This window comes from Dictyoglomus sp. GBS, assembly GCF_055179815.1.
In genome coordinates this window covers 1,495,738-1,519,236 of record NZ_CM143687.1, presented here as the reverse complement: position 1 = coordinate 1,519,236, position 23,499 = coordinate 1,495,738, and the positions used below count along the sequence as shown (strand labels likewise).

At 31.8% G+C, this 23,499-nt stretch carries 21 protein-coding genes and 2 tRNA genes; 17 read left to right on the top strand and 6 right to left on the bottom strand.

The features are described from left to right. Positions 1 to 240 precede the first annotated feature (240 nt). Positions 241 to 2,433 carry an S-layer homology domain-containing protein gene (locus ACY3IT_RS07650; RefSeq protein ID WP_463082358.1) on the top strand — a complete coding sequence of 731 codons (2,193 nt, stop codon included), beginning with the start codon at positions 241 to 243 and terminating at the stop codon, positions 2,431 to 2,433. A 47-nt stretch (positions 2,434 to 2,480) separates the two neighbouring features. Here ACY3IT_RS07650 and ACY3IT_RS07645 read toward each other — a convergent pair whose 3' ends face one another. The 3 genes from ACY3IT_RS07645 to ACY3IT_RS07635 all read right to left on the bottom strand — a co-directional run bounded on the left by ACY3IT_RS07645 (position 2,481) and on the right by ACY3IT_RS07635 (position 5,872). Continuing rightward, positions 2,481 to 3,674, bottom strand: coding sequence for a geranylgeranyl reductase family protein (locus ACY3IT_RS07645; RefSeq protein WP_463082357.1), 1,194 nt, complete (start codon positions 3,672 to 3,674; stop codon positions 2,481 to 2,483). Beyond that, a complete protein-coding gene (locus ACY3IT_RS07640; RefSeq protein ID WP_463082356.1) occupies positions 3,671 to 4,879 on the bottom strand; it encodes an aminotransferase-like domain-containing protein in 1,209 nt (402 codons plus the stop codon). Before ACY3IT_RS07640 ends, ACY3IT_RS07645 begins: the two co-directional genes overlap by 4 nt. A gap of 63 nt (positions 4,880 to 4,942) precedes the next feature. After that, the gene (locus ACY3IT_RS07635; protein WP_463082355.1) at positions 4,943 to 5,872 is read right to left on the bottom strand and encodes a 1-phosphofructokinase family hexose kinase; all 930 of its coding nucleotides are present in this window, start codon (positions 5,870 to 5,872) and stop codon (positions 4,943 to 4,945) included. 51 nt (positions 5,873 to 5,923) lie between these two features. Between ACY3IT_RS07635 and ACY3IT_RS07630 the strand changes: the two genes are divergently transcribed. Continuing rightward, positions 5,924 to 6,529 carry a tetratricopeptide repeat protein gene (locus ACY3IT_RS07630; RefSeq protein WP_463082354.1) on the top strand — a complete coding sequence of 202 codons (606 nt, stop codon included), beginning with the start codon at positions 5,924 to 5,926 and terminating at the stop codon, positions 6,527 to 6,529. Here the strand turns inward: ACY3IT_RS07630 and ftsH are convergent. The 3 genes from ftsH to ACY3IT_RS07615 form a co-directional block, all read right to left on the bottom strand. Then, complete coding sequence (gene ftsH, locus ACY3IT_RS07625; RefSeq protein WP_463082353.1) at positions 6,524 to 8,344, bottom strand: ATP-dependent zinc metalloprotease FtsH; 1,821 nt, start codon at positions 8,342 to 8,344, stop codon at positions 6,524 to 6,526. The two genes, ACY3IT_RS07630 and ftsH, sit on opposite strands and share 6 nt — an antisense overlap. Positions 8,345 to 8,348: 4 nt before the next feature. Further along, positions 8,349 to 9,719 carry a tRNA lysidine(34) synthetase TilS gene (gene tilS / locus ACY3IT_RS07620; RefSeq protein WP_463082352.1) on the bottom strand — a complete coding sequence of 457 codons (1,371 nt, stop codon included), beginning with the start codon at positions 9,717 to 9,719 and terminating at the stop codon, positions 8,349 to 8,351. Positions 9,720 to 9,725: 6 nt separating this feature from the next. After that, positions 9,726 to 9,801 (bottom strand) — tRNA-Met (locus tag ACY3IT_RS07615). Between the two features lie 109 nt (positions 9,802 to 9,910). Between ACY3IT_RS07615 and ACY3IT_RS07610 the strand changes: the two genes are divergently transcribed. The 15 genes from ACY3IT_RS07610 (at position 9,911) to coaE (ending at position 23,498) form a co-directional block, all read left to right on the top strand. Beyond that, a tRNA-Leu gene (locus ACY3IT_RS07610) sits at positions 9,911 to 9,998 on the top strand. A 42-nt stretch (positions 9,999 to 10,040) separates the two neighbouring features. Continuing rightward, positions 10,041 to 10,358: a DUF1292 domain-containing protein gene (locus ACY3IT_RS07605; protein WP_463082351.1), complete on the top strand. Its 318-nt coding sequence runs from the start codon at positions 10,041 to 10,043 to the stop codon at positions 10,356 to 10,358. Beyond that, positions 10,273 to 11,391, top strand: coding sequence for an endolytic transglycosylase MltG (mltG, locus tag ACY3IT_RS07600; RefSeq protein ID WP_463082350.1), 1,119 nt, complete (start codon positions 10,273 to 10,275; stop codon positions 11,389 to 11,391). The genes ACY3IT_RS07605 and mltG overlap by 86 nt, the downstream gene beginning before the upstream one ends. Positions 11,392 to 11,393: 2 nt before the next feature. Continuing rightward, positions 11,394 to 11,918 (top strand): YqeG family HAD IIIA-type phosphatase, encoded by a 525-nt coding sequence (locus ACY3IT_RS07595; protein WP_463082349.1) that lies wholly within the window; start codon positions 11,394 to 11,396, stop codon positions 11,916 to 11,918. Between the two features lies 1 nt (position 11,919). Beyond that, positions 11,920 to 14,541: a type II secretion system ATPase GspE gene (gspE, locus tag ACY3IT_RS07590; protein ID WP_463082348.1), complete on the top strand. Its 2,622-nt coding sequence runs from the start codon at positions 11,920 to 11,922 to the stop codon at positions 14,539 to 14,541. A gap of 29 nt (positions 14,542 to 14,570) precedes the next feature. Further along, positions 14,571 to 15,641, top strand: coding sequence for a type IV pilus twitching motility protein PilT (locus ACY3IT_RS07585; RefSeq protein WP_463083636.1), 1,071 nt, complete (start codon positions 14,571 to 14,573; stop codon positions 15,639 to 15,641). A gap of 7 nt (positions 15,642 to 15,648) precedes the next feature. After that, positions 15,649 to 16,878: a type II secretion system F family protein gene (locus ACY3IT_RS07580; protein ID WP_463082347.1), complete on the top strand. Its 1,230-nt coding sequence runs from the start codon at positions 15,649 to 15,651 to the stop codon at positions 16,876 to 16,878. Beyond that, the gene (locus ACY3IT_RS07575; RefSeq protein ID WP_463082346.1) at positions 16,875 to 17,582 is read left to right on the top strand and encodes a sigma-70 family RNA polymerase sigma factor; all 708 of its coding nucleotides are present in this window, start codon (positions 16,875 to 16,877) and stop codon (positions 17,580 to 17,582) included. The genes ACY3IT_RS07580 and ACY3IT_RS07575 overlap by 4 nt, the downstream gene beginning before the upstream one ends. 89 nt (positions 17,583 to 17,671) lie before the next feature. After that, positions 17,672 to 18,100 carry a type II secretion system protein gene (locus tag ACY3IT_RS07570; RefSeq protein WP_463082345.1) on the top strand — a complete coding sequence of 143 codons (429 nt, stop codon included), beginning with the start codon at positions 17,672 to 17,674 and terminating at the stop codon, positions 18,098 to 18,100. Positions 18,101 to 18,283: 183 nt separating this feature from the next. Then, a complete protein-coding gene (locus ACY3IT_RS07565; RefSeq protein ID WP_463082344.1) occupies positions 18,284 to 18,712 on the top strand; it encodes a type II secretion system protein in 429 nt (142 codons plus the stop codon). Between the two features lie 86 nt (positions 18,713 to 18,798). Next, positions 18,799 to 19,230 carry a prepilin-type N-terminal cleavage/methylation domain-containing protein gene (locus ACY3IT_RS07560; protein ID WP_463082343.1) on the top strand — a complete coding sequence of 144 codons (432 nt, stop codon included), beginning with the start codon at positions 18,799 to 18,801 and terminating at the stop codon, positions 19,228 to 19,230. A gap of 1 nt (position 19,231) precedes the next feature. Beyond that, positions 19,232 to 19,651: a DUF47 family protein gene (locus ACY3IT_RS07555; protein WP_463082342.1), complete on the top strand. Its 420-nt coding sequence runs from the start codon at positions 19,232 to 19,234 to the stop codon at positions 19,649 to 19,651. Continuing rightward, positions 19,632 to 20,318 carry a RadC family protein gene (gene radC / locus ACY3IT_RS07550; RefSeq protein ID WP_463082341.1) on the top strand — a complete coding sequence of 229 codons (687 nt, stop codon included), beginning with the start codon at positions 19,632 to 19,634 and terminating at the stop codon, positions 20,316 to 20,318. Before ACY3IT_RS07555 ends, radC begins: the two co-directional genes overlap by 20 nt. Positions 20,319 to 20,322: 4 nt before the next feature. Next, complete coding sequence (gene polA / locus ACY3IT_RS07545; protein WP_463082340.1) at positions 20,323 to 22,893, top strand: DNA polymerase I; 2,571 nt, start codon at positions 20,323 to 20,325, stop codon at positions 22,891 to 22,893. Then, the gene (coaE, locus tag ACY3IT_RS07540) at positions 22,890 to 23,498 is read left to right on the top strand and encodes a dephospho-CoA kinase (RefSeq protein ID WP_463082339.1); all 609 of its coding nucleotides are present in this window, start codon (positions 22,890 to 22,892) and stop codon (positions 23,496 to 23,498) included. Before polA ends, coaE begins: the two co-directional genes overlap by 4 nt. Position 23,499 lies beyond the last annotated feature (1 nt).

The window sequence follows — 23,499 nt, the reverse complement described above, 5'->3', positions numbered from 1 at the left end:
AACATTTTCTTTTCTTATCTATGAAGTTTTAGAATATTCCCTTGTCAGGTTGACATATTTCTTAGTAAGAAGTATAATCTTATTTGAAGCTTTTTTGGAAAGGGAGGTGGTGAGGAAAACCCATTTAACCATGATATTTAGATTTTTATGGAGTGATTTAGGAAAATTAGAGAGGAAGCTTTTTATCCCTTTTGGGATAAAAGAAGCTCTCTCTAAAATATTATATGATGGGAGGGTCGTATGAGTAGGAGGTTATTAGCAGTATTACTCACATTGTTTTTACTTTTAAGTGTTTCTTTTGCTCAAACAGCAAATTTTAAAGATGTTCCAAGTAATCACTGGGCAGCGTCTGCAGTAAAGTATCTAACAGATTTGGGGATTATTTCAGGTATAAGACCAGATACTTTTGGTGGTGATCTTTACGTTACAAGGTATCAGGTTGCAGTATTACTTTATAAATTAATTCAAGCTTTACAAGCTGGAAAAATAGCATTACCTACAGCAGATGTTGAAGAGCTAAAAGATCTTGTAAGTCAGCTTCAAGATGAATTAAATCTTATTGGAGCTAATGTTGAAGATTTGGTGTCTGCATTGCAAGATCTTGATACAAGAGTGTCAGATCTTGAGTCAGCAGTGCAAGAGAAGGTAAGTGTTGAAGATGTAGAAGCAATGATACAAGAATCACTTTCTGATGTTGTTTCAAGACTTGATGACGTAGAGAGTAGAATATCAGATCTTGAGTCAGCAGTGCAAGAGAAAGTAAGCGTTCAAGATGTAGAAGCAATGATACAAGAAGCTGTATTATCTATTGAAAAAGTAGAAGTTACTCCAGAGCAGATTGAAGCTGTAGTTGGAGATAAATTAGAAGAGGCTGTTAGTGAAAAAGTGGAAGAGAAAATTGGAGATCTTGAAAGTAGAGTATCAGATCTTGAGGGGTTTGTGACTGATCTTGACAGCAGATTAGCAGATGTAGAGACAGCGTTAGTAGATAAGCCATCTCTTGATGAAGTGCAAGCAATGATAGAGGAGAAGATAGCTGAGATTTCCGTACCAGATGTTGAGGAATTAACTGGTAGAGTATCAGATCTTGAGGATAGAGTATCCGCAGTAGAGACAAGACTTGATGATTTTGACTTTGCAATATCTGATTTAATGGGCACTATAGATGAAGTTAATGCTAATCTTGTAGATCTTTCTGATAGAGTAGAAGAAGTATTAGCATTAAAAGATAAATTGGATGAAATAATTAAAATGGTTGAAGCAATACCTGGTATTGAAGTTCCTGCTGAATTAGAAGATATCGAGAGTTTTGTTACAGATTTAGATGCTAAGGTTTCTGATCTTGCAGTAGCTATGGAAGATCTGAATACTCTTGCATCCGATTTACAATCTCAAATTGATGATATTAATGCAAGAGTAGATGAATTAATGGCATCCTTAGACAACATCAATTCCAGTATAGATGCATTATCTACCAGTGTTGACGATCTCTATGTATTGAATGATGGAGTTTCTACAAGACTTGACGAAGCAATAAATAGACTTTCTGACTTAGAGAGCAAAGTGGCTGATCTTGAGAACAAAGGTGTAAAACCATTCACATTAACATTAACATTTGGGGCAACATGGGACTTTGTAAATAAGACCATATCTACAACACCTGTATCTATAAGTAAAGTGGTATTAACTTTGAACAATTTAGATTTCGGTATCAATAAACTTGTTTTGACATATAACAATTCTGGATACTTTGCTATGGATGACTATGGTTTGGTAGGATTTGGTGCACCATTATCTGCATGTGTAAATGTTGCAGGAGTAAAAGTTTCTGTGGGTGCTGGTGCTAATGCTGTAGGTGGAAAAGTTTCTGGAAGTATGGGTAATATAAATTGGAATGTATATGGAATGTTGAGTATAGAATCTCAAGCATATGACTTTGGTCCAGTTGGAGCAGATATAAGTATGCCTGTTTCACAAGGGTTAACAGTGTTTGCAGATGCTTACTATAATGACGCATCTTTTGCAGGTCTTGCTGGTGTATCCCTTGATGGATTATTAAAAGATACATCTGTAACTTTAGAAGCTAAATATGTTGATAAAAAATTTGGAGCATATGCAGGAGTAAGTACAACATTGATGAAAGGCTTTGATGCTGGTGTATCAGTTGATATGGCTGATCTCTCAGATATTAGTATGAAAACTGTAACAGTAACAGTATTTGGATCATATAAAGTTAATGAGAGATTAACATTATCAGGATCAGTTACTAACAATTCTGGAATTAATAATGTATCTAAATTAAGTCTTGGAATAAGCTATGTTCCAGTAGATAATGTAAATCTTACACTTGGTGTTGAAAAAACTAACTTACCAGCATTTACAAGTAACCCATATCCAGATAGTGTAAACTTTGGAACAACAATTACATTCTAAAAAATAGAATCAGTGGGTGGGGATAATTATCCCCACCCTTTTTTTATTTATAAAAGAGATTTTATAAGTGTTTTTATTAATGGCAATAATTTAACAAAACTTTTTGAGGTAATGAGATTAGGGAATATTTTTATAATAGATGTTTGATAAGCGGTATCACCATATTTTTCCATTGTCTTTACAATTTTATCATTTTCTTTTAAAACTGACCATATTAGATTAAAATCATCGTCACATAGGGAATTTAAAAACTTTCTAGCAACTTTTGTAAAAGTTAATTCTTTTCCAAAGGATCTATGGGTTAATTTTGGATAATCTGATAAATATGCTTTATTATAATCTTCAAGATATTTTTTTATTTGATTAACTGCTATTTCAGCACCTTTTAATCCAAAGTATATACCACCACCTGTTGTTGATTTATTGTAACCTGCAGCATCTCCAACTATTAAGATATTTGGAGGAATAAATTCCTCATAAGGTCCAAAAATAGGAATTATTCCCCCATAAGCTTTTTCTATATATATTTTTTCAGATCTTTCCTTTAATTTATTCCTTATAAAATTATCAAGGAATACTTTAGGATTATATGAAGGATTTACAGCAACACCCAATTTGGCTATGTTTTTAAATGGTGAAATCCAAAGAAAAAAACCTTGTGAATAAGTACTTCCAAGATAAACTTCTACGCATTCTCTATCTAATGGATTTAATCCTGAAATCTCATATTGTAAAGATACTAAGTAAGGTCTTATTTTAAGTCCTATCTTTCTAAGAAATTGTCTTTTGGCACCTTCTGCTACTAATATAACCTTCGTGTTAATATATTTTGTTTTACCTTTTTCTTCTACTATCAAGGTAGAGTGATTTTCATAATGATTTACTCCTATTGCTTTTGAATTGAATGAGTAAAAACAGCCACTTTTTTCTGCTTTTTCTGCAATTATTTTATCAAATAAGATTCTATCCAAGATAAAAGAATCAGAGGAATCCTTTTTAAGTTTTAAATATTCTCCTGAAGGAGAAAAAAAGTATCCACCTTTTAGATTATTTACTATAGTTTCCTTAGGTAGATGAAATTCCTCAAAAGCATGGACACTTAATTTTCCAAGACAGTGTATTGGTTCTCCTATTTTGTCATGTTCTTCTAAGATTAGAGTTTTTATATTATTTTTTGCTGATAAATATCCAGCGTAACTTCCTACAGGACCTCCACCAATTATAACTAAATCCCATATCATAGAAAAACTTCTTCTTTTTCCTTATATAATTCCCATGCAATATAAAGTCTTTTTATTCCCTCTGCCATTTTTTCTGGAGATACTTGTGAAAATGATATTCTTGCAGTATTTTTCCCTCTTTTAGAGACGAAAAATTCTTCTCCAGGGACAAAACTGGTTTTTTGTTCTAAAGCAGTTTCTGCAAGCTTATATGCATCTACCCATTCAGGAAAAACAAGGAAAAAGAAGAAACCCCCTTGTGGAAAATTCCACTTTGCAATGTCTTTAAATTTTTCATCCAAGGCTTTCTTCAGTGAGTCTCTTTTAGTTCTATATGCAATTTTTAATTTTTCAATATGTTTTTCTAAATATCCTAACCTATAAAATTGATATATTAATTTTTGATTTAAAGTACCAGAACATAAATCTGTGCCTTCTTTAAGCCGTATAATCATTTGAGTAATTTCCTTTGGTGCAATTATGAATCCAGTTCTAAGTCCTGGAGAAAGTATTTTTGAGAAGCTCCCTATAGTTATGATTTTGTGGCTATCAGAGAAAGTAATTAATGGAGGATATGTTTCATGATCATAGGAAAGAAGACTATAGGCTAAATCTTCTACTATGTAAAAATTATATTTTTCAGATAGTTCTACTAGTTTCAATCTTCTCTTAATTTCAAGGCATGTCCCAGCAGGATTTGAAAAATCTGGTACCACATAAAGAACTTTAACAGAATCTTTCAGCTCTTTTAGTTTTTCTTCCAAGTAGTCTATATCAATTCCATATTCATCTTGAGGTATCCCTATTAGATTATCAGAGTACATACTCCAAGCTTGAATAGTACCTAAATAACCTGGTTCTTCAATTAGTGCTATATCACCATCATCGAGAAATAACTTTCCTAAGAGATCAAGTGCTTGTTGAGAGCCTTCGGTAAGTACTATATTGTCTGCAGGGATTGTCTTATCCCATCTCTTGAAAAGATTTTTACCTACTAATTCTCTTAGTTTTATATCTCCACAAGTTGATGTATATTGAAAGGCAAGGTTTCCTTCCGTTCTTAAAACCTCTTCATATGCATGTTTTAATTCTTCAACAGGAAAGAGATTATTATCAGGCAGACCACCAGCGAAAGAGATAGTTTCTGGGTCTTGAGCTAAAACAAATTTTGACATAGCATCGGAAGTTCTGTAGGATGCTCTTTTAGAGAAATTTCTCTTCCCCATTTTCGCCACTCTCCTAAATTTTTCCATAAAATTAGCATAATTATGCTAAAAGGTCAAGAGGTATTATTTTATTTCTTTAACACTTACTCTATCTACATATTTTAAAATTTCTTCTTTATCGTTCATATTAAGTTCTTCTTTTTTGACTTTTACATAACCTGTAGCACAGGCAATTTTCAATGAATATAGTGGATCATTAGTTTTTCTTAAACCATAAATAAAACCTGCAAGAAATGCATCTCCAGCTCCCCAGTGTATTCCATCTATTGGTGGTAAAAAGGAATGATATAGTTTGCTATCTATAGATATTACAGCTCCCTTTTTTCCAAGAGAAATTATTGGGTATTTTATTTGGAATTTTTCAATAAACTTAAAGGCTCTTATAATATCTCTTTTTGATTTGATGGTTTTATTCAAAATATCTTCCATTTCCTCTTTATTTGGTTTTATTATGTCAGGTTGGGCTTTAAGGGCTTCTATAAATTCTTTTCCTTTAGCATCTAATACTCTGATTATATTAATTCTTTCTGCTTCTTTAAATATTTTAAAATATATATCATATGGAATATTAGGTGGAATACTTCCTGAAACTATCAAGGTATCTGCATCTTTAATAATGATTCTATATATCTTAAAAAATTCTTCTATTTTATAGTCTGGAATTTCTGATCCTGCACCATTTAGAATAGTAAGCTCTTTTTTATATAAATTCTTTATTCCTATAGCGAATCTAGTGTTATTTTGTACTTCTACAAAATTGAAATCAATATCTCTTTTCTTTAATTCCTGTTTAAGTATTATTCCTGTATTTCCTCCACAAAAGCCAATAACTTTTAATTTTTCATTAAAAATTTTTAGGGTTTTAGCTACGTTTATACCTTTTCCACCTGGCATAATATATTCTCTGATAGATCTGTTAACTTTGTTTTTTAAAAATTTTTCTGTATAGAATATAACATCCAAACTGGGATTTAGATTTACTATTAAAATCATTATTTCCTCCAGCTTTAATTTTTCTTATGATTATATTATACTTAATTAACTATGAGTTTAAGAGTAGATGAAATTCTTATAAGAGCAGATGATCTAAAACAGAGGGGTAAACTTTATAAAGCTATTACCTTATATGAAACCCTTTATAATGAAGTAATTGATGAAAATCTTTTATATTGGTTGAGATTAACACTTGCTGATCTTTATTTTTGGGTTAAAGATTTTGATAAAGCAGAGAAACTTATTTTAGAAAATATAGAGTCTAATTCTAATGATTCATTTAATTATTACTATATGGGATTTATAATGATAGGAAGAGGAGATCTAATCAAGGCAGAAAAATATTTTGAGATTGCACTAAAATTAGACCCTGATAACTCCGAATACTTAAGAGGTTTAGCTTGGGTTGAGTTTTTGAAGGGCAATTATGAAGAAGCAGAAAATTTATTTAGAGAAGTGTTAAATAAGGACCCTGAAAATAGTGCAGCTTTGGATAATTTAATTGAACTTTTAATAAAAACTGGGAAGCTTGAAGAAGCAAAATTAGAGATAGAAAAATTTAGAGAAAAGGATCCTAAGGATTGGCAGATTCTTTACAGAGTCCAAGAATTAAGAAATAAACAAAGGGAAATTAAAAGAAACAGAGGGAAACTATGATATTCCCTCTGTTTCTGTAGTTTTTTGTAAGAATTTATCAATTTCACTACCATCAAGAGTTTCTTTCTCTATTAATATCTTAGACAATTCTTTTAATACATCTTCATGATCTTTTAATAATGATAATGCTCTATTATAAGCTTTGTCTACTATATTTTTTATTTCTTCATCTATTATTTTTGCAGTGTCCTCACTATAATTTTTGATCTGCATCAGGTCTTTTCCAAGAAATACTTCAGAATGATTTTCTCCAAGAGTTAAATTTCTTAATTTTTCACTCATACCATATTCACACACCATTTTCCTTGCAAGATCAGTGGCTCTTCTTAAATCATCTGCAGCACCAGATGTTGGTTGACCAAAGATAAGTTCTTCTGCTGCTCTTCCCCCAAGAAGTACTGCTATTTCAGCTTCTAATTCTTTTTTAGAGAGTAAATATCTGTCTTCTTCAGGAAGTTGCAAGGTATAGCCTAAAGCAAGTCCCCTTGGGATTATAGTCACTTTATGTACAGGAGTTGCTTCAGGAATTAATTTTGCTACTAAAGCATGTCCAAGTTCATGAAAAGCTACCATTTCCTTTTCTTGGGGTCTTAGTATTCTATTTTTTTTCTCTGGTCCTGCAATTACTTTCTCTATTGCTTCTTCAAATTCCTCCATATTTATCTCGTTTTTATTTTTTCTTGCAGCTAAAATAGCAGCTTCATTTACAAGATTTGCAATATCTGCTCCTACAAATCCTGGAGTACTTTTGGCGATTATATCTATATTAACATCTTTACCAATTGGTTTACCTCTCAGATGTACCTCTAATATCTTTTTTCTTCCCTCAAAATCTGGTCTATCTACAATCACACGCCTATCAAATCTTCCTGGTCTCAATAATGCTGGATCTAAGATATCAGGTCTATTAGTAGCAGCAAGTACAATCACATTAGTATTCTCATCAAATCCATCCATCTCTACTAAAAGCTGGTTTAATGTTTGTTCTCTTTCGTCATGGCCCCCACCAAGCCCTGCCCCACGATGTCTTCCTACTGCATCTAATTCGTCAATAAAAACTATAGATGGACTTAGTTTTTTTGCTTGAGTAAATAGATCTCTAACCCTTGCTGCTCCTACACCTACAAACATCTCTACAAATTCTGATCCACTTATAGAGAAGAAAGGTACATTTGCTTCTCCTGCAACAGCTCTTGCCAAAAGAGTTTTCCCAGTGCCTGGAGGTCCTACTAGTAGTATTCCTCTTGGAATTTTAGCACCGAGTCTTCTATATTTTTGGGGATTCTTTAAAAAGTCTACTACTTCTCTTAATTCTTGTTTTGCCTCTTCCACGCCAGCAACATCAGCAAAGGTTACTTTAGGCTTATTATCTAAGAATAATCTTGCTCTGCTTCTTCCAAAAGAAAAGGCTTGACTATTACTTCCTTGTACTTGACGAAACATCATCCAAAAGAAAAATATAAGTATAAGATAAGGAGCAAATCCTAAGATGAAACTTATCCATAATGAAGTGTTATCTGGTGGTTTTACTTCTACCACAACATCATTTTTAATTAAAGTAGGAATTAAGTTAGCATCCTGAGTTGGTGAATAGGTTTTAAATCTTGATCCATCTCGAAATAGACCATTGATCTCTTTTTCTCCAATTTCTACTTTAAATACTTCCTTGTTTTCTACAGATTTTATAAATTCTGAATATGGAATCACTCTTTCCTTTGCAGAGTTATCAAGTATATTGGGATTAAGGAATGTAAAAATAAGAAAGCCTATAAAGAAAATAATTATTAATCTTGAGATTATATTTTTAAAGTTCAATTATTTAAACCTCCTTCTTTACCATTATATGTAATATTCTTTTTGTATTTTCAGTAATAGGCGCTATGTTACTTCTTGCTATTCCTACTACCCACAAAATTTCATTTTCCCAAAAAATAATTGGAATTTCAAGTCTTTTCCATTTAGGAATTTTTTTATCAATAAATAGATCTTGAAGCTTTTTGGATTTACCTTTTAGACCAAATGGTTTAATTTTATCTCCTTCTCTCCAGTTTCTAACTTTTAATTTATCTACTTCTATTTTATCATAGTCAAAATATACATGCCAAAGATCATTAAAATTTATAGACTCTTTATTATCTTCAATTATTTCAGTAATGATTTCGTAACCTGATGGAAGCTTTAAAGAACCAGGGATAGGTAATGTATATTCGTAGTTTTCTTCCAAGGTTTTCTTGATAAAATAGACAGTATTCTCGTGTTTATATATTTTAATAGTATTCATTGTAGCTATATTACCTGTTTTTCTTATTTTGGAAAGTTTATTCATTAAATATATTAAACCTTCAATTGTGATAATCTCACCCATGTTATTAAATATATTTTTTAAAATCCTTACTTTTATTGCGTCTGGAATATTGTTCCAGTCATTGTAATTTACTTCAAAACCATCCATATTACTTTTTATGTATTTGTTCGAATACTCCTTTGATATGTTTTTTATTAATTCTTGATCCCAATTTAGTATTATTTTTTGATTCATTAAACTTTGAGGAAATTGTTCTATGATATCTCTTAAAAATGGAATTAATTGATATCTTACTCTATTTCTTAGAGTAATTGGTAAATAATTTGTAAAATCTTCTTTGTACTTTATTTCTTTTTTGTTACAATACTCTGCCGTTTCTTTTTTGGTAAGAACCAAAATTGGTCTTATTATTTTATCTCTCTTTGGGGGTATACCAATAAGTCCTTCAAGCCCATATCCTCTTAGGAAATTCATAAGTATTGTCTCTATATTATCATCTAAGGTATGTCCAAGAGCTATTCTGGTAAATCCATTTTTTTGAGCAAATTCTTCTATTATTTTGTATCTTTCTTCTCTTAAGGTTTTTTCTGTAAGATTATCAGGATATATATTTAAAATAGTAAAAGGAATATTTTTCCTATCTGCATATTCCTTTATTAACGACTTTTCTTCTTCTGTATTTTGTCTTACATGATGATCAACATATAAAAGATGAATATTAGAATTATAATGAGGTGAGAGAGTGCTAAGTACTTCAGCTAATGCAAAAGAATCACTTCCTCCTGAAATACATATAAGAATAGAGTCCCTCTCATTAATGAGGGACTCAGTGTTAATAAAATTTAATACTTTTTTTTCTAAGTTCTCAATAAATTTATCTTTCACTTTTCATGGTGGCGGTGCAGGGATTCGAACCCTGGACACCACGGTTATGAACCGTGTGCTCTAACCGCTGAGCTACACCGCCGATATTCCTTGCTTTAAATTATAATAAAAAATTTTGTTTTAGACAATACTTTACTAATATAAAAACTTATGATACACTTTTTAACCAAAGAGAGGTATGAGGAATTACCGCCGGAGTGGCGGAATGGCAGACGCACTGGACTTAAAATCCAGTGGGGAGCAATCCCCGTGCCGGTTCGAGTCCGGCCTCCGGCACCAATCCTTAGCCCCTCTTTAAATTTTAAAAAAGAGGTGTTCATAATGTCAGATAAAATGTTTGACGAGGAAGTTATAATTTTAGAAGACGAGGATGGAAATACTTATGAGTATTTGATTAGAGATTTTGTGGAGGTAGATGATAAGACGTATGTTCTTCTAACACCAAAAGATGCGGAAGATATGGATGAAATTTATGTATATCGTTGCAGGCTTTCAGAAAAAGATGGTGAACTCTATATAGATGCTTTGGAAGAAATAGAAGATGATGATGAATTTGAAAAAGTTGTGGAAGCTCTGGAAGAAGAGGAAGAATGGGAAGACGAAGATTGGGAAGAAGAGGATTTGGAAGAAGAAGATTGAGAAAAAGGAGAAGAGGAATAGTAAATTAGAAAAAATTCTTATATTCTTTTCCTTTTCTCTAATTTTATTTTTATTATTTGTTTTTGTAATACTTTTCGTCCCAAAGTTTAAGACTAATAGTGATGTAGAAGTATATATTCAAGAGGGTTCCTCACTCTCCCAAGTAGCTGATATATTATATGAAAAAGGGATTATAAAATCTAAAGAAATATTTATATTGTATACAAAGCTTATTGGGAGAGAGAGGAACATTAAAAAAGGGTACTATAAATTATCTCCATCCTATTCACTTGTTCATGTGGTGAATAAATTAGTAAATGGAGAAAATTTAAGTATAAAGATAACAATACCTGAAGGAGTATCTTTAAAAGAGATAGGGGCAATTCTTGAAGAACGCTTAAATATTTCAAAAGATCTTTTTCTTAAATATTGTACTGATTCTAATTATGTTTCGTCTTTTTTAAAAGAGTATAAAGAATTTTTTGGGGGTAAAATACCCATGTCATTAGAAGGTTATTTATTTCCTTCTACTTATTTTTTACCAAAAGACATTAAAGAGAAAGAGATTATAGAAATTCTTTTGAAAGAATTTTTTAAGCAGATCCTATCTAATTTTCCTGATTATAAAGAAGATCTTAAAAAAATTGGTTTAAGTTTTAATGAATGGATAATATTGGCATCTATTGTGGAAAAAGAAGCCAAGATAGACAGAGAGAGACCTTTAATTGCTGGTGTCTTTATTAATCGTTTGAAGAAAGGATATATGCTTCAATCTTGTGCTACAGTAGAGTATTTATATGATTTTAAGAAAAATCCTCTTTTATACAAAGATCTGGAGATTGATTCTCCTTATAATACGTATAAATATTATGGTCTTCCTCCTACTCCTATTTGTTCTCCATCTTTAAAATCTTTGGAGGCAATATTACAACCTAAAGGAGATTATCTTTTTTTTGTTTCAAATAATGATGGAACTCATACCTTTTCGAAAACCTATGAAGAGCATTTAAAAGCTCAAGGTTATAAAAGGTGATTATGATGTGCAAAATTTTAAAACCAAATAGATATGTGGGAACAATATTTAAAATTAATTTTGAAGAATTATATAAATTAGGATACAGGGGTATTATTTTTGACCTTGATAATACTATTGTTCCTTGGGATGAAAACAAATTGGATGAGAGAACAAAAAAATTAATAGAAGATATCAAAAATTTAGGCTTTAAAGTTGTTATTTTATCAAATAATTGGTCTCAGAGAAGGGTAAAACATTTTTCTAAGCTTATACGGCTTCCTGCATTAGGATATGCATTAAAACCAAGAAGTAGATCTTTTAAAAGAGCTTTAGAGATAATGGGTACTACCCCCGAGACAACTTTGGTAATTGGTGATAGAATATTAACAGATATATATGGTGGTAATAAATTGGGGATGTTTACCATACTAGTATCTCCTTTAAATAAGAAAGAATTGTGGATTAAAAGATGGACTGTAAGGCTTATTGAAAATTATTTAATTAAGAGATGGTTGTCTAAAAAGGAGTTAATAAAGGAGGAGTAAGATGGATTCTCCTAATATTAATGAGAAACTTTTAGAGATTATTAGAGAGAGAAATCTTATCCCTAAGGGGTTATTAGATAACTTACTTTCTTCAGTAAAAGGTAAAGAACTACAAGAAATTCTTTTGGAAGAGGGATTAATATCGAAAGATAAACTTACTGATTTATTATCAGAAATTTTAGGGTGGAAAATTATTGAAGGAAAAGAATTTAAACCTGATGAAGACGCATTAAAGATTATTCCTCCTTTTTTAGTGAAATTTCATAATTTTATTCCTCTTAAATTAGAAGAAAGAATGCTTCATGTGGGTTTCTTCCCACCAGTAAAAGCTACAGCACTTGAGGATATAAGATTGCTTACAGGATTTTCAGTAGAACCTTATCTTTTAAAGGTTGTGGATAAGGAATCTTCAGAAGATATATTTGAGAAGAAAGAAATAGGTTCTACAACTTCAATTTTGACATCGTCAATGATTCCTAGAACTGATGTTTCTGAAACTAAGGTAAAGGAAGAATCAAAGATAGGTATAGAAACAATAAATGATATAGAAATTTCTAAGCTTGTAGAAGAATTAGTTCCTGAAGGTGGATTGTTAGAGAAGCTAAAGGGAGAGGATGTCAAGGAAGAGATTATTGAAGAGATGCCTTCTAAATCTGAGGAAGAAATACCTAAAGAAGATATTAAAGAGATTAATGTTAAAGAAGAATCAATAACTGATGTGCTCTCTGAGTTAGAAGGCATAGGAATTGTGGAAGAGATCAAAGAAGAGACTAAAGAAGAAAATATACAACAGGAAATTAAAGAGGAGATAAAAACCGAGGAGAAAGAAGAGAGGAAAAAAGAAAAGGATCTTGCCAATAAGATAATTGAAAGTATTAAAAGTAGTTTAACCACTACTGAGAAAAAAACATTAAGGAAAACATCAACCCCTGCAAAAAGAAAGCCTCTTGGTGAGATATTATTAGAAAAGAATTTAATTACAAAAGAGCAATTAGATGAAGCTTTGATGCTTGCATCTAAAAAGGGTATAAGGCTTGGAGAAGCACTTTTAGAACTAAAGCTTCTAAGTGATATGGATCTTGCAAAGTTATTAAGTGAACAATTAGGGATTCCTTTTAAATCAATAAAGGAGATAAAAATTGATCCAGATCTATCAAAACTTATAACAGCTAAAAAAGCGAGAGATAATTTAATACTTCCTCTTTATAAGGAGGATGGGAGGATCATAGTAGGAATTGTAGATCCAGCAAATATAATAGCCCTCGATGATTTAAAAATGGTAACTAGAAATGAAGTTATACCAGTAATAGTACCACGAAATGAACTTATTGATGCTATTAATCAGATTTGGGGTAGTGAAGAGGTAGAGAAAGTACTTGAAGAGATTATAGTTCAGAAGGAAGAGGAAGAGACTCAATATCAAGAGGTTTCTTTAGAAGAAGTTTCATCTGAGGAAGGTCCTATAGCAAAGCTCGTAAATAGTATTTTAGTTGATGCAGTTAAAAGAGGAGCTAGTGATATCCATATAGAGCCTCTGGAAAGAAATGTAAGGGTAAGATTTAGAATAGACGGTGTATTACATGAAATTATGTATATTCAAAAAAGATTTCAGGCAGCTGTTGTTTCAAGAATAAAGATTATGAGTGATATGGATATTTCTGAGAGGAGAATACCTCAAGATGGACGTATTAAAGCAAATATAAAAGGAGAAGTGTATGATTTCCGTGTCTCTACATTACCTGGAGTTTTTGGTGAGAAGGTGGTATTGAGAATCTTAGGAAGAGGAGCTATATCTTTATCTCTTGAGAGTCTAGGTTTTTCTGAAGATAATTACGAAAGATATTTAAAAATGTTAAAGACACCATATGGTATTATACTTGTAACAGGTCCAACAGGAAGTGGTAAGTCCACAACCCTTTATGCATCTTTAAATATGATAAATTCTCCTGATATTAATATAGTAACAGTAGAAGATCCAGTGGAGTATCAGCTTCCAGGGATACATCAAGTGCAGGTGAACCCAAAAGCGGGTCTTACTTTTGCCAGTGCCTTGAGATCTATTTTACGTCAAGACCCAGATGTGGTGCTCGTAGGTGAGATTCGTGATGAAGAAACAGCAAGAATTGCTATACAGGCTGCTCTAACAGGACACTTAGTATTATCCACCCTTCACACCAACGATGCACCATCGGCTGTTACCCGTTTAATTGATATGGGTATCGAACCGTTCTTGATTAGTTCCTCTTTACTTGGAGCGGTAGCACAAAGATTGGTGAGGACAGTATGTCCTTATTGTAAGGCTCCTTATGAACCTACAAAGGAGGAAATAGAAGCTATAAAAGCAACCTTAGGAGACATAGATTTATCTAATGCTACTTTTTATAAAGGTCAGGGTTGCCCCAGATGTAACAACAAAGGTTATAAGGGAAGAACAGCTATTCATGAAATTATGCTTATGAATGATGAAATTAGAGATTTGGTATTAAAAAAGGCTTCTCGTGAGACTATAAAAGAGGCTGCAAGAAAATATGGAATGGTAACGTTAAGGGAAGATGGAATGCGTAAAGTTCTTAGAGGTTTTACTACTGTGGAAGAAGTTATGAGGGTCACAGCTGCAGATTAAGAGGGAGGTAATAAAAAATGAAAGAAAGTATTTCTATTATTGAAATACTACAAAATGCTTTACAGAAAGAAGCCTCAGATGTACATATAACTTCTGGAGTACCACCTGTTTTCCGTATTAAGGGGCATTTAATACCTCAAACTCAATATCCTGTTTTAACTCCCCAACTTACTTATAATCTTGTTTTTAGTCTTTTAACAGAAGAACAAAAGCAGAAGCTTCAAGAAAACAAAGAGTTGGATTTTTCAGTTGGTATAAGTGGTGAAGGAAGATTTAGAGTAAATGCTTTTTGGCAGAGGGGGAGCTTAGCTGCTGTATTTAGATTAATTCCTTGGAAGATTCCTTCTATTGAAGAACTTAGATTACCTTTAATTTTAAAAGATCTTGCAGCCCTTCCCAGAGGATTAATACTTGTAACGGGTCCAACAGGAAGTGGTAAATCTACTAATCTTGCTTCTATGATAGACTATATCAATTCAAATTTCAGCAGGCATATCATAACAATAGAAGATCCTATAGAGTATTTGCATACTCATAAAAAATCTATTGTGAATCAAAGAGAAGTAGGAAGTGATACCTATTCCTTTGCTAATGCTTTAAGATCAGCTTTAAGAGAAGATCCAGATGTCATATTAGTAGGTGAGATGAGGGATTTGGAAACCACAGCTATAGCTATCACAGCAGCAGAAACTGGTCACTTAGTTATGGCAACTTTACATACTGTTGATGCGGTTCAAAGTATTGAAAGAATAGTTGACCAGTTCCCTTCTCATCAACAACAACAAATAAGGCTTCAACTTTCTGGAGTTATTCAAGGAATTATCTCTCAACAGCTTCTCCCAAGAAAAGATGGTACTGGAAGAATAGTTGCTACTGAAGTACTTATTGGTATCCCTGCAGTGAGGAGTCTCATTAGAGAAGGAAAAACTCCTCAAATATATAGTGTAATACAAACAGGTGGAAGATATGGAATGATGACTATGGATCAAAGTCTCGCTGATCTTGTTAAAAAAGGTCTTATAACTCAAGAAGTAGCCTTTGAAAGGGCTGTTAATAGAGAGGAATTAATGCGTCTTTTGGGGGGAGAAATTAGGAGGTGAGGGGTAGATGGCAAAGGTATATGTTTATCATGCAAGAAATATGAAGGGAGAGCTTGTAACTGGAGAATCAGAAGCAGAAAGTATGAGAGAATTAGCTATGAAATTGAGAGGAATGAATTTATATCCTATTAGGATTGAAGAAAAAAGAACATCCTCCTTTTTAACTCTTTCCCTAACTTCTCCAAAAGAAAAAAAAGGAGGAAAAGTAAAACTAAAAGATATTACAATCTTTACTCGACAATTTGCTACCATGATTAATGCAGGTCTTTCTCTTTCTACTTGTTTGAATATATTATCAGAACAAAGTGAAAGTAAAGCTTTGAGACAAATACTAAAAGAAGTACAAAAAATGGTAGACGAAGGAAGTTCTTTATCTGATGCCTTTGGGAATTTTCCAAATGTATTTTCTCCACTTTATGTAAATATGATAAGAGCTGCAGAATCAGCTGGAACATTAGATGAGACCTTAGAAAGATTGGCAATAACCTTAGAAAAGCAGCAAGAATTAAGAAGAAAGATAAAATCAGCTATGACCTATCCTGTTATTGTATTAATAATAGCTATAGGGGCAGGGTTTGGAATGCTTACTTTTTTGGTGCCTATTTTTGCTGGTATGTTTGAAAGTATGGGTGCACAGTTGCCCTTACCTACAGCTGTATTACTTAGATTAAGCCAAATGATAAGGAAAAATTTCTTGCTTATTTTCTTGGCAACTGTGATTTTAGTTTTGACAGCTATTAGGGCATGGAAAAATCCTAAAATAAAAGAAAAAATAGATGAAATATTATTAAAAATACCTGTGTTAGGCGGTTTAATACAAAAAACAGCAATAGCTAATTTTGCAACTACCCTCTCTGCCCAAGTAAGAACAGGGGTTCCCATACTACAAGCTCTTCAATTAGCAGGACAAACAGCAGGAAATAGTGTCTATAGGAAAGCCATTGATTTAGTTAGAGTAAGGGTAAGAGAAGGTGAGAGAATAGCTCCTGTTCTTAAAGAGACAAAAGTATTTCCAACAATGGTAATACATATGATCTCAGTGGGAGAAGAATCGGGTTCCTTAGAGACTATGTTGAATAAGATAGCTGAATTTTACGAGGCTGAAGTTGCTGCTGCTGTTGAAAGTTTAACATCTTTAATTGAGCCTCTCATGATGGTAGTTATAGGTGGAATAGTAGGTGGTATGCTTATAGCTTTGTATCTACCTATATTTACCATGTTCCAATACATAAAATGAAGAATTCTGCTATTATACTCTGGGAAAGATATAAAAAGGAAAAGGATGAAAAGGCTTTAGAAGCTCTTCTTGAACTATATGATGATCTCATTTATTACTGGGCATCTAAGTTTGTATCTTATGGTGAACCATTAGAGGATTTAGTGCAGATAGGCTATTTAGGATTTCTTAAAGCTATAGAGAATTATGATCCAGAAAAAGGTGAATTATCTACCTATATATCCCATTTTGTATTGGGTGAAATTAGACATTATTTAAGAGATAAAATAGATAAGGTAAAAATTCCAAGGAGCGTAAAAACATTAATCAATAAAATGGATAAGTATATAAATGAGGTATGGGAAAAGGAAAATAGATCTCCTACTACGGAAGAAATAGCTCAGTATTTGAATGTAAAAAAAGAAGCTGTTGAGGAACTTTTTAGGATAAAAGAATCTATAATGGCCATATCTTTGGAAGATATGGAAATTGAAATGGATAAGATTAGGGCAGAAAAATTAGAATCTTTTAAATTACCTATAGAGGATAAAATTGCTCTTGAACAGGCTCTCTCAAAACTTCCAGAGATACAAAGAAAAATTATTGAGTTTATATTCTATCAAGATTTAACTCAAATGGAAGTAGCAAAGATTTTAAAAATATCTCAGTCTCAAGTTTCAAGGCTTTTGAAGATAGCTTTAAAAAGATTAAGAGAAATGTTTTAAATTTTTTAAAGTAAATTTATGCATAATTTATAAATAGAGTAGGGTATAATCTATAGTGAAAGTAAAATTGGGGGAAGGAGGACATTAATATGCGTAAAGAGAGAGGTTTTACATTAATTGAGTTGATGGTGGTTATTGTGATCATTGCCATTTTAGCCGCGGTAGCATTACCAAACTTTATGGGAGCAACAGAAAGAGCAAGGGAGTCTGCAGTAAGATCTGCAGTAAAAAGTATTCAAACAGCTCTTGAAATATATGCAACAGACAACAATGGTTATTATCCTGCCTATATTTATTCATTAACACAAGGGAATTACTTACCAGGTGGAAAGTTTCCAAACAATCCAGCAACAAATGCACCTTATGGCTTTACATCAAATAGCAATGATAGTGGTGAGTCTGCATACAAGATTGTTTATTCTGTTTCTACTGATAATACATCCTATACTATCACAGGATATGGTAAAAATAATACTAAGATTGTAATACAAGTCTCAAGTGCTGGTACTATGAAGTAGACTTAATTGTTTAAAAATCAATAATTACAAAGGGGGAACAGTCCTTTATATATGGTTCCCCCTTTATTTTTTATTTGTAATAATATTAAAAATATTGTTAAAAAAACTTATTTTTTATGAATAAAAAAATTTTTTTAGGGTATAATATTTGTTAGAAAGACTAATTAAAAAGGAGGTTAGATTATGCGTAAAGAGAGAGGTTTTACATTAATTGAGTTGATGGTAGTTATTGTGATCATTGCCATTTTAGCCGCGGTAGCATTACCAAACTTTATGGGAGCAACAGAAAGAGCAAGAGAGTCTGCAGTAAGATCTGCAGTAAAAACTATTCAAACAGCTCTTGAGATGTATGCGACAGACAACAATGGTTATTATCCTTCTTTTGTTTACTCTCTAACACAAGGTAACTACTTACCAGGTGGAAAATTCCCAAACAATCCAGCAACAAATCAGCCTTATAATTTCACAGAAAGTAGCAATGATAGTGGAGAGTCTGCATACAAGATTGTTTATTCTGTTACTTCTGATAATACAGCTTATACTATCACAGGATATGGTAAAGATAATACTAAGGTTGTAATATCAGTCTCAAGTGCTGGTACAATTAAGTAAAAATATTGGCTGATATAATCTTTAAAGGGGGCAAGATATCATATCTTGCCCCCTTTTTTTAACTTTAAAAGAGGTGAAGAACTATCATGAGAAAAGATAGGGGATTTACTCTTATTGAGATTATGATAGTTATTGTTGTCATAGCTATACTTTTTAGTGTAGGAATAGGAAGTTATTACAGGGCTTTGGAAAAGACAAGAGAAAGTGTGGCAACTCAAGCATTAAAAGTAATTCAAATGTCCTTAGAAATGTATGCTACGGAAAATGAAGGGAGTTATCCTTTGGCAAGTGGATTAAACGAGTTAAGAGAAAAAATAAAAAAATTTCTTCCTGGAGGAAATCTTCCAGCAAATCCTTATAATGATCAACCTTATTCTGATGAAAACAACAGCTATTATAGAATTACCTATACATACGATCCTTTGGAAAATGCCTATACATTAACGGTATGGGACAGGTATAATATAAAGAGGCTTATATTGCTCTCAAATAAAATTGTGATAAAAGGGGGTAACTGAGATGGAGGACCGTTGGAAAAAACTATGGGAAAATTTAAAACCACAAATATCAGATCTTGCTCAAAAGGCAGGAGAGGTAGCTAAAAAAGCAGGAGATACAATATCAGATATGGCAAAGACCCTGGGAAAGGAATCAGCAAAGCTTGCTAAGATTGGTAAATTGAAGGCGGAAATAGTCTCTCTCGAATTAAATAGGAATGATATTTTTAGAAAGCTTGGGGAAAGACTTTATGATCTTCACAAAAAGGGAGAAGAGATTAAAAATGATAAATTTGAGGATCTTTTAAAAGAGGTTGAAAAAATTGAAAGTACCATAATTGAGAAGCAAAAGGAAATCAAGAAAATTGCCGAAGAAGAAAAACTTGAGCCTGAAGATGTGGAAAAAATTCCTACATTAAAAGATGAAGAAAAGAAAGATTAAAGATCTTCCCCCATTGGAAAGACCGAGAGAAAGGTTATTAAACTATGGCGAGAAAGCTCTTTCGGATGCAGAACTTCTTGCCATTATATTGAGGACAGGGGATAAGAATAATACAGTATATGAGCTATCTCAGAAACTTTTAATTGATTTTGGAAGTTTAAAAAAGATTTCAGAGGTTGGAATAGGAGAGTTAATAAAATATCCTGGAGTTGGTATTACAAAGGCTATTCAAATAAAGGCGAGTATAGAGCTTGGAAGAAGGATATATTCAGAGAAGAAGAACTTTTTTAATGAAAGTATAACTAAACCTGAAGATGCCTTTAATCTCTTTAAAAATGATTTTTGGGATTTAAAAGAGGAGCATCTTTTTTGTGCATATTTGGATGTTAAAAATCGTTGTCTTAATAAAATATTGATTGCAAAAGGTAATCTGAATTTGGTATATGCAACTCCGAGAGAAATATTAAAATATGCTCTTCAGGAAAATTCGGCCAAAATTATATTAGCTCATAATCATCCCTCTGGTGATATTTCTCCCAGTGAAGATGATATAATTTTTACAAAAAGGATTGCTGAGGCGGGAAAAATTATTGGACTTGAGATTTTAGATCACCTTATAATATACAATGATAGCTATTTAAGCTTAAAAGCCAAAAATTATTTCTAATATCATGGAGCAAAAATCTCTTTGGGATCTATTTCAAGAGGATAAGAGAAAAACCATAGAAGATAGAATTCTTTTAATTGATGCTTCAAGTATCATTTATAGGGTTTATTATGCTCTACCTCCTTTAAAAACAAAAAATGGAGAAATTACTAATGCTCTCTATGGTTTTATAAGGATTCTTTTAAAAGCTGTTGAGGATTTTAAGCCAAATCTTATTGGTATAGCTTTTGATAGACCAGAGCCAACTTTTAGGCATTTTATTTATAAAGAGTATAAAGCTAAAAGACCCCCTATGAAGGACGATTTGAAAGCACAAATTCCGTGGATTAGAGAATTTTTGAGAATTAATAATCTACCAATTTTAGAAGAGCCTGGATATGAAGCTGATGATGTTATAGCTACAATTGTAAAGAGAAATGAAAGATCTTTGAAATATATTTTATCTGGAGATTTGGACCTAATTCAGTTGATTTCTGATAATTGTTATCTTATTCACCCCCAGAAGGGTATAACAGAATTTATCATATATGATCCTCAAAAAGTTAAAGAGAGATATGGAATTGAGCCATATAAAATACCTTTGTATAAAGTTCTTGTAGGAGATGAATCGGATAATATTCCGGGATTGCCAGGGATAGGACCTAAAAAGGCCACAAAAATTTTAGAAAAGATTTCAAATATAGAAGAACTAAAAATAAATTTACCTATGATTGATAGCGATATTAGGAGGGTATTAGAGGATAATTGGGAACTTATTGAAAGGAACATGGAGCTTGTTACTCTTAAAGATATTGGTAAAAATTTTGAACTTAAACCTTTTGAAATAAAAAGGGAAGAGAAAGTAGTTGAGTTTCTTAAAAAGTATGAGTTAAAAAGTATTATTCAAAAGTTATTTCCAGATCTTCAAGATGAAGAGAATATAGAATTTAAGGATATAGATTTTGATTTAGAGGATATTGCTAAAAGAGAGAAGAAAATTGCTTTTAAATGTCTTGGGGAAAAAGCTTTAGAAGGTATATCCATATCTTTTAGAGAGGGGGAAGGGTATTTTATAACATCTTTTGATTTTAATAATGATATAAGATCTAAATTTGAAAAAGTTCTTATATCAAATGAGGTAGAAAAAATAGGCTCGTATGTTCAGAGAGATCTGCATTTTTTTGAAGGTAATATATCAGGTAATGTTTTTGATGTGAGTATTGCATCTTATCTTTTAAATCCTGAGAGACAAAATCATTCTTTAGATATTCTTATAGGAGAGTATCTTGGTAAAACTAATTTTATCCCTCAAAAATTTGCAGGATATTTATTTGATCTAAAGAGGATCCTTGAAAAAAGAATTGAAGAGGAAGAATTGGAGAAGGTGTTATATGAAATTGAAATTCCTTTGATTCCCGTTTTACATTCTATGGAAAGATGGGGAATAAAGGTTGATATAGATTATTTAAGAAGGCTTTCTGAAGAGTTCTGTGGGAGAATTAAAAAGATAGAAGAGGATATTTATTCATTGGCAGGAATGAGATTTAATCTTAATTCTCCCAAACAGCTTTCTGGAGTTTTATTTGATAGGTTAAAGCTTCCTACGGGAAAGAAAGGTAAGAAAGGATATTCAACCTCTTCTTCTATTCTCCAGAATTTGATAAATACTCATCCTATCGTGAGGAAAATTTTAGAATATAGAGAATTATACAAATTAAAAAGCACTTATATAGATACTATCCCCAATCTGGTTAATCCTATAACAGGTAGGGTTCATACTAAATTTAATCCAACAGGTACTGCTACGGGTAGAATAAGTAGTAGTGAGCCTAATCTTCAAAATATTCCAGTAAAGAGCGAAGAAGGAAGAAAAATTAGATCAGCTTTTATTTCTGAAGAAGGATATTACTTTGTTTCTTTAGATTATTCTCAAATAGAACTTCGCATTATGGCCCATTTATCTCAAGAACCTAAGTTAATATCCTCATTTCAAAAAGGGGAAGATATTCATAGGAAAACTGCTTCTGAAATATTTGGTGTGCCAGAGGATAAGGTAGATGATCTTTTAAGATCACGTGCTAAAGCTGTAAATTTTGGAGTTATATATGGTATTTCTGCTTTTGGATTATCAGAAACAGCCGGAATTCTCCCTGAAGAGGCCGAAAAATTTATAGATACATATTTTAAACATTATCCTTATGTAAAAAGATATATAGATAAGGTTCTTTATGAGGCGAGAGAAAAGGCTTATGTTAAAACCATTTTTGGAAGAAAAAGATATATTCCTGAAATTAAAAGTATAAATAAGCAGGTAAGAAGTCTTTATGAAAGAATTGCTATTAATGCTCCTATACAGGGCACTGCTGCTGATATAATTAAACTTGCCATGATTGATATTTTTAATGAAATAAAGCAAAGGAATTATAAATCAAGACTCATCCTTCAGATTCATGATGAGTTGATTTTAGAGGTACCTGAAGATGAGATGGAAATAGTGCCTAAGATGGCTAAAGAAAAAATGGAGAATATAGTTAAGCTCCTGGTTCCTCTTGTGGTGGAAATTTCAGTTGGTAAAAACCTTGCTGAATTAAAATGAGTTATAAGATTGGAATTACAGGAGGAATTGCATCTGGTAAATCTTTAGTCCTTGGAATTTTGAGGGATTTAGGTATTCCTGTTATTAGTACTGATGATATTGTGAAAGATCTCCAAAAAGATCCATATTATCTTGAAAAAATAAGAGTGACTTTTGGAAATGAAGTTTTTGAAGGTGAAAATTTAAATAGAAAAAAACTTGCTGATATTATCTTTAATGATGAATCTGCAAGATTAAAATTAAACAGTATATTTCATCCCCCTGTATTAAAAGAGATTATAAAGAAAATGGAAGAATTAAAAGAGAAACCAATAATTGCTGTAGAAGTTCCTTTACTTTTTGAGGTGGGTATAGAGAATTGGTTTAATGAAATATGGGTAGTTTATGTGCCTCTTGATATCCAAATACAAAGGATCATAGATAGAGATAGGATATCGTGGGAGGAAGCTATAAAAAGAATAAAATCTCAGATGCCTTTAGAAGAAAAAATTAAAAAAGCTCATTTCATTGTTTATAATGATAAAGATAAGGAATATACTAAAAAGCAGGTTTTGGATAGAATTTCATACTTATATAGGATGTTATATAATAAGAATTTGGAGTAAA

Coding starts and splice junctions, on each gene's coding strand:
- ACY3IT_RS07650 (WP_463082358.1), top strand. CDS start 241: ATGAGTAGGAGGTTATTAGCAGTATTACTCACATTGTTTTTACTTTTA.
- ACY3IT_RS07645 (WP_463082357.1), bottom strand. CDS start 3,674: ATGATATGGGATTTAGTTATAATTGGTGGAGGTCCTGTAGGAAGTTAC.
- ACY3IT_RS07640 (WP_463082356.1), bottom strand. CDS start 4,879: ATGGGGAAGAGAAATTTCTCTAAAAGAGCATCCTACAGAACTTCCGAT.
- ACY3IT_RS07635 (WP_463082355.1), bottom strand. CDS start 5,872: ATGATTTTAATAGTAAATCTAAATCCCAGTTTGGATGTTATATTCTAT.
- ACY3IT_RS07630 (WP_463082354.1), top strand. CDS start 5,924: ATGAGTTTAAGAGTAGATGAAATTCTTATAAGAGCAGATGATCTAAAA.
- ACY3IT_RS07605 (WP_463082351.1), top strand. CDS start 10,041: ATGTCAGATAAAATGTTTGACGAGGAAGTTATAATTTTAGAAGACGAG.
- ACY3IT_RS07595 (WP_463082349.1), top strand. CDS start 11,394: ATGATGTGCAAAATTTTAAAACCAAATAGATATGTGGGAACAATATTT.
- gspE (WP_463082348.1), top strand. CDS start 11,920: ATGGATTCTCCTAATATTAATGAGAAACTTTTAGAGATTATTAGAGAG.
- ACY3IT_RS07580 (WP_463082347.1), top strand. CDS start 15,649: ATGGCAAAGGTATATGTTTATCATGCAAGAAATATGAAGGGAGAGCTT.
- ACY3IT_RS07575 (WP_463082346.1), top strand. CDS start 16,875: ATGAAGAATTCTGCTATTATACTCTGGGAAAGATATAAAAAGGAAAAG.
- ACY3IT_RS07570 (WP_463082345.1), top strand. CDS start 17,672: ATGCGTAAAGAGAGAGGTTTTACATTAATTGAGTTGATGGTGGTTATT.
- ACY3IT_RS07565 (WP_463082344.1), top strand. CDS start 18,284: ATGCGTAAAGAGAGAGGTTTTACATTAATTGAGTTGATGGTAGTTATT.
- ACY3IT_RS07560 (WP_463082343.1), top strand. CDS start 18,799: ATGAGAAAAGATAGGGGATTTACTCTTATTGAGATTATGATAGTTATT.
- ACY3IT_RS07555 (WP_463082342.1), top strand. CDS start 19,232: ATGGAGGACCGTTGGAAAAAACTATGGGAAAATTTAAAACCACAAATA.
- radC (WP_463082341.1), top strand. CDS start 19,632: ATGAAGAAAAGAAAGATTAAAGATCTTCCCCCATTGGAAAGACCGAGA.
- polA (WP_463082340.1), top strand. CDS start 20,323: ATGGAGCAAAAATCTCTTTGGGATCTATTTCAAGAGGATAAGAGAAAA.
- coaE (WP_463082339.1), top strand. CDS start 22,890: ATGAGTTATAAGATTGGAATTACAGGAGGAATTGCATCTGGTAAATCT.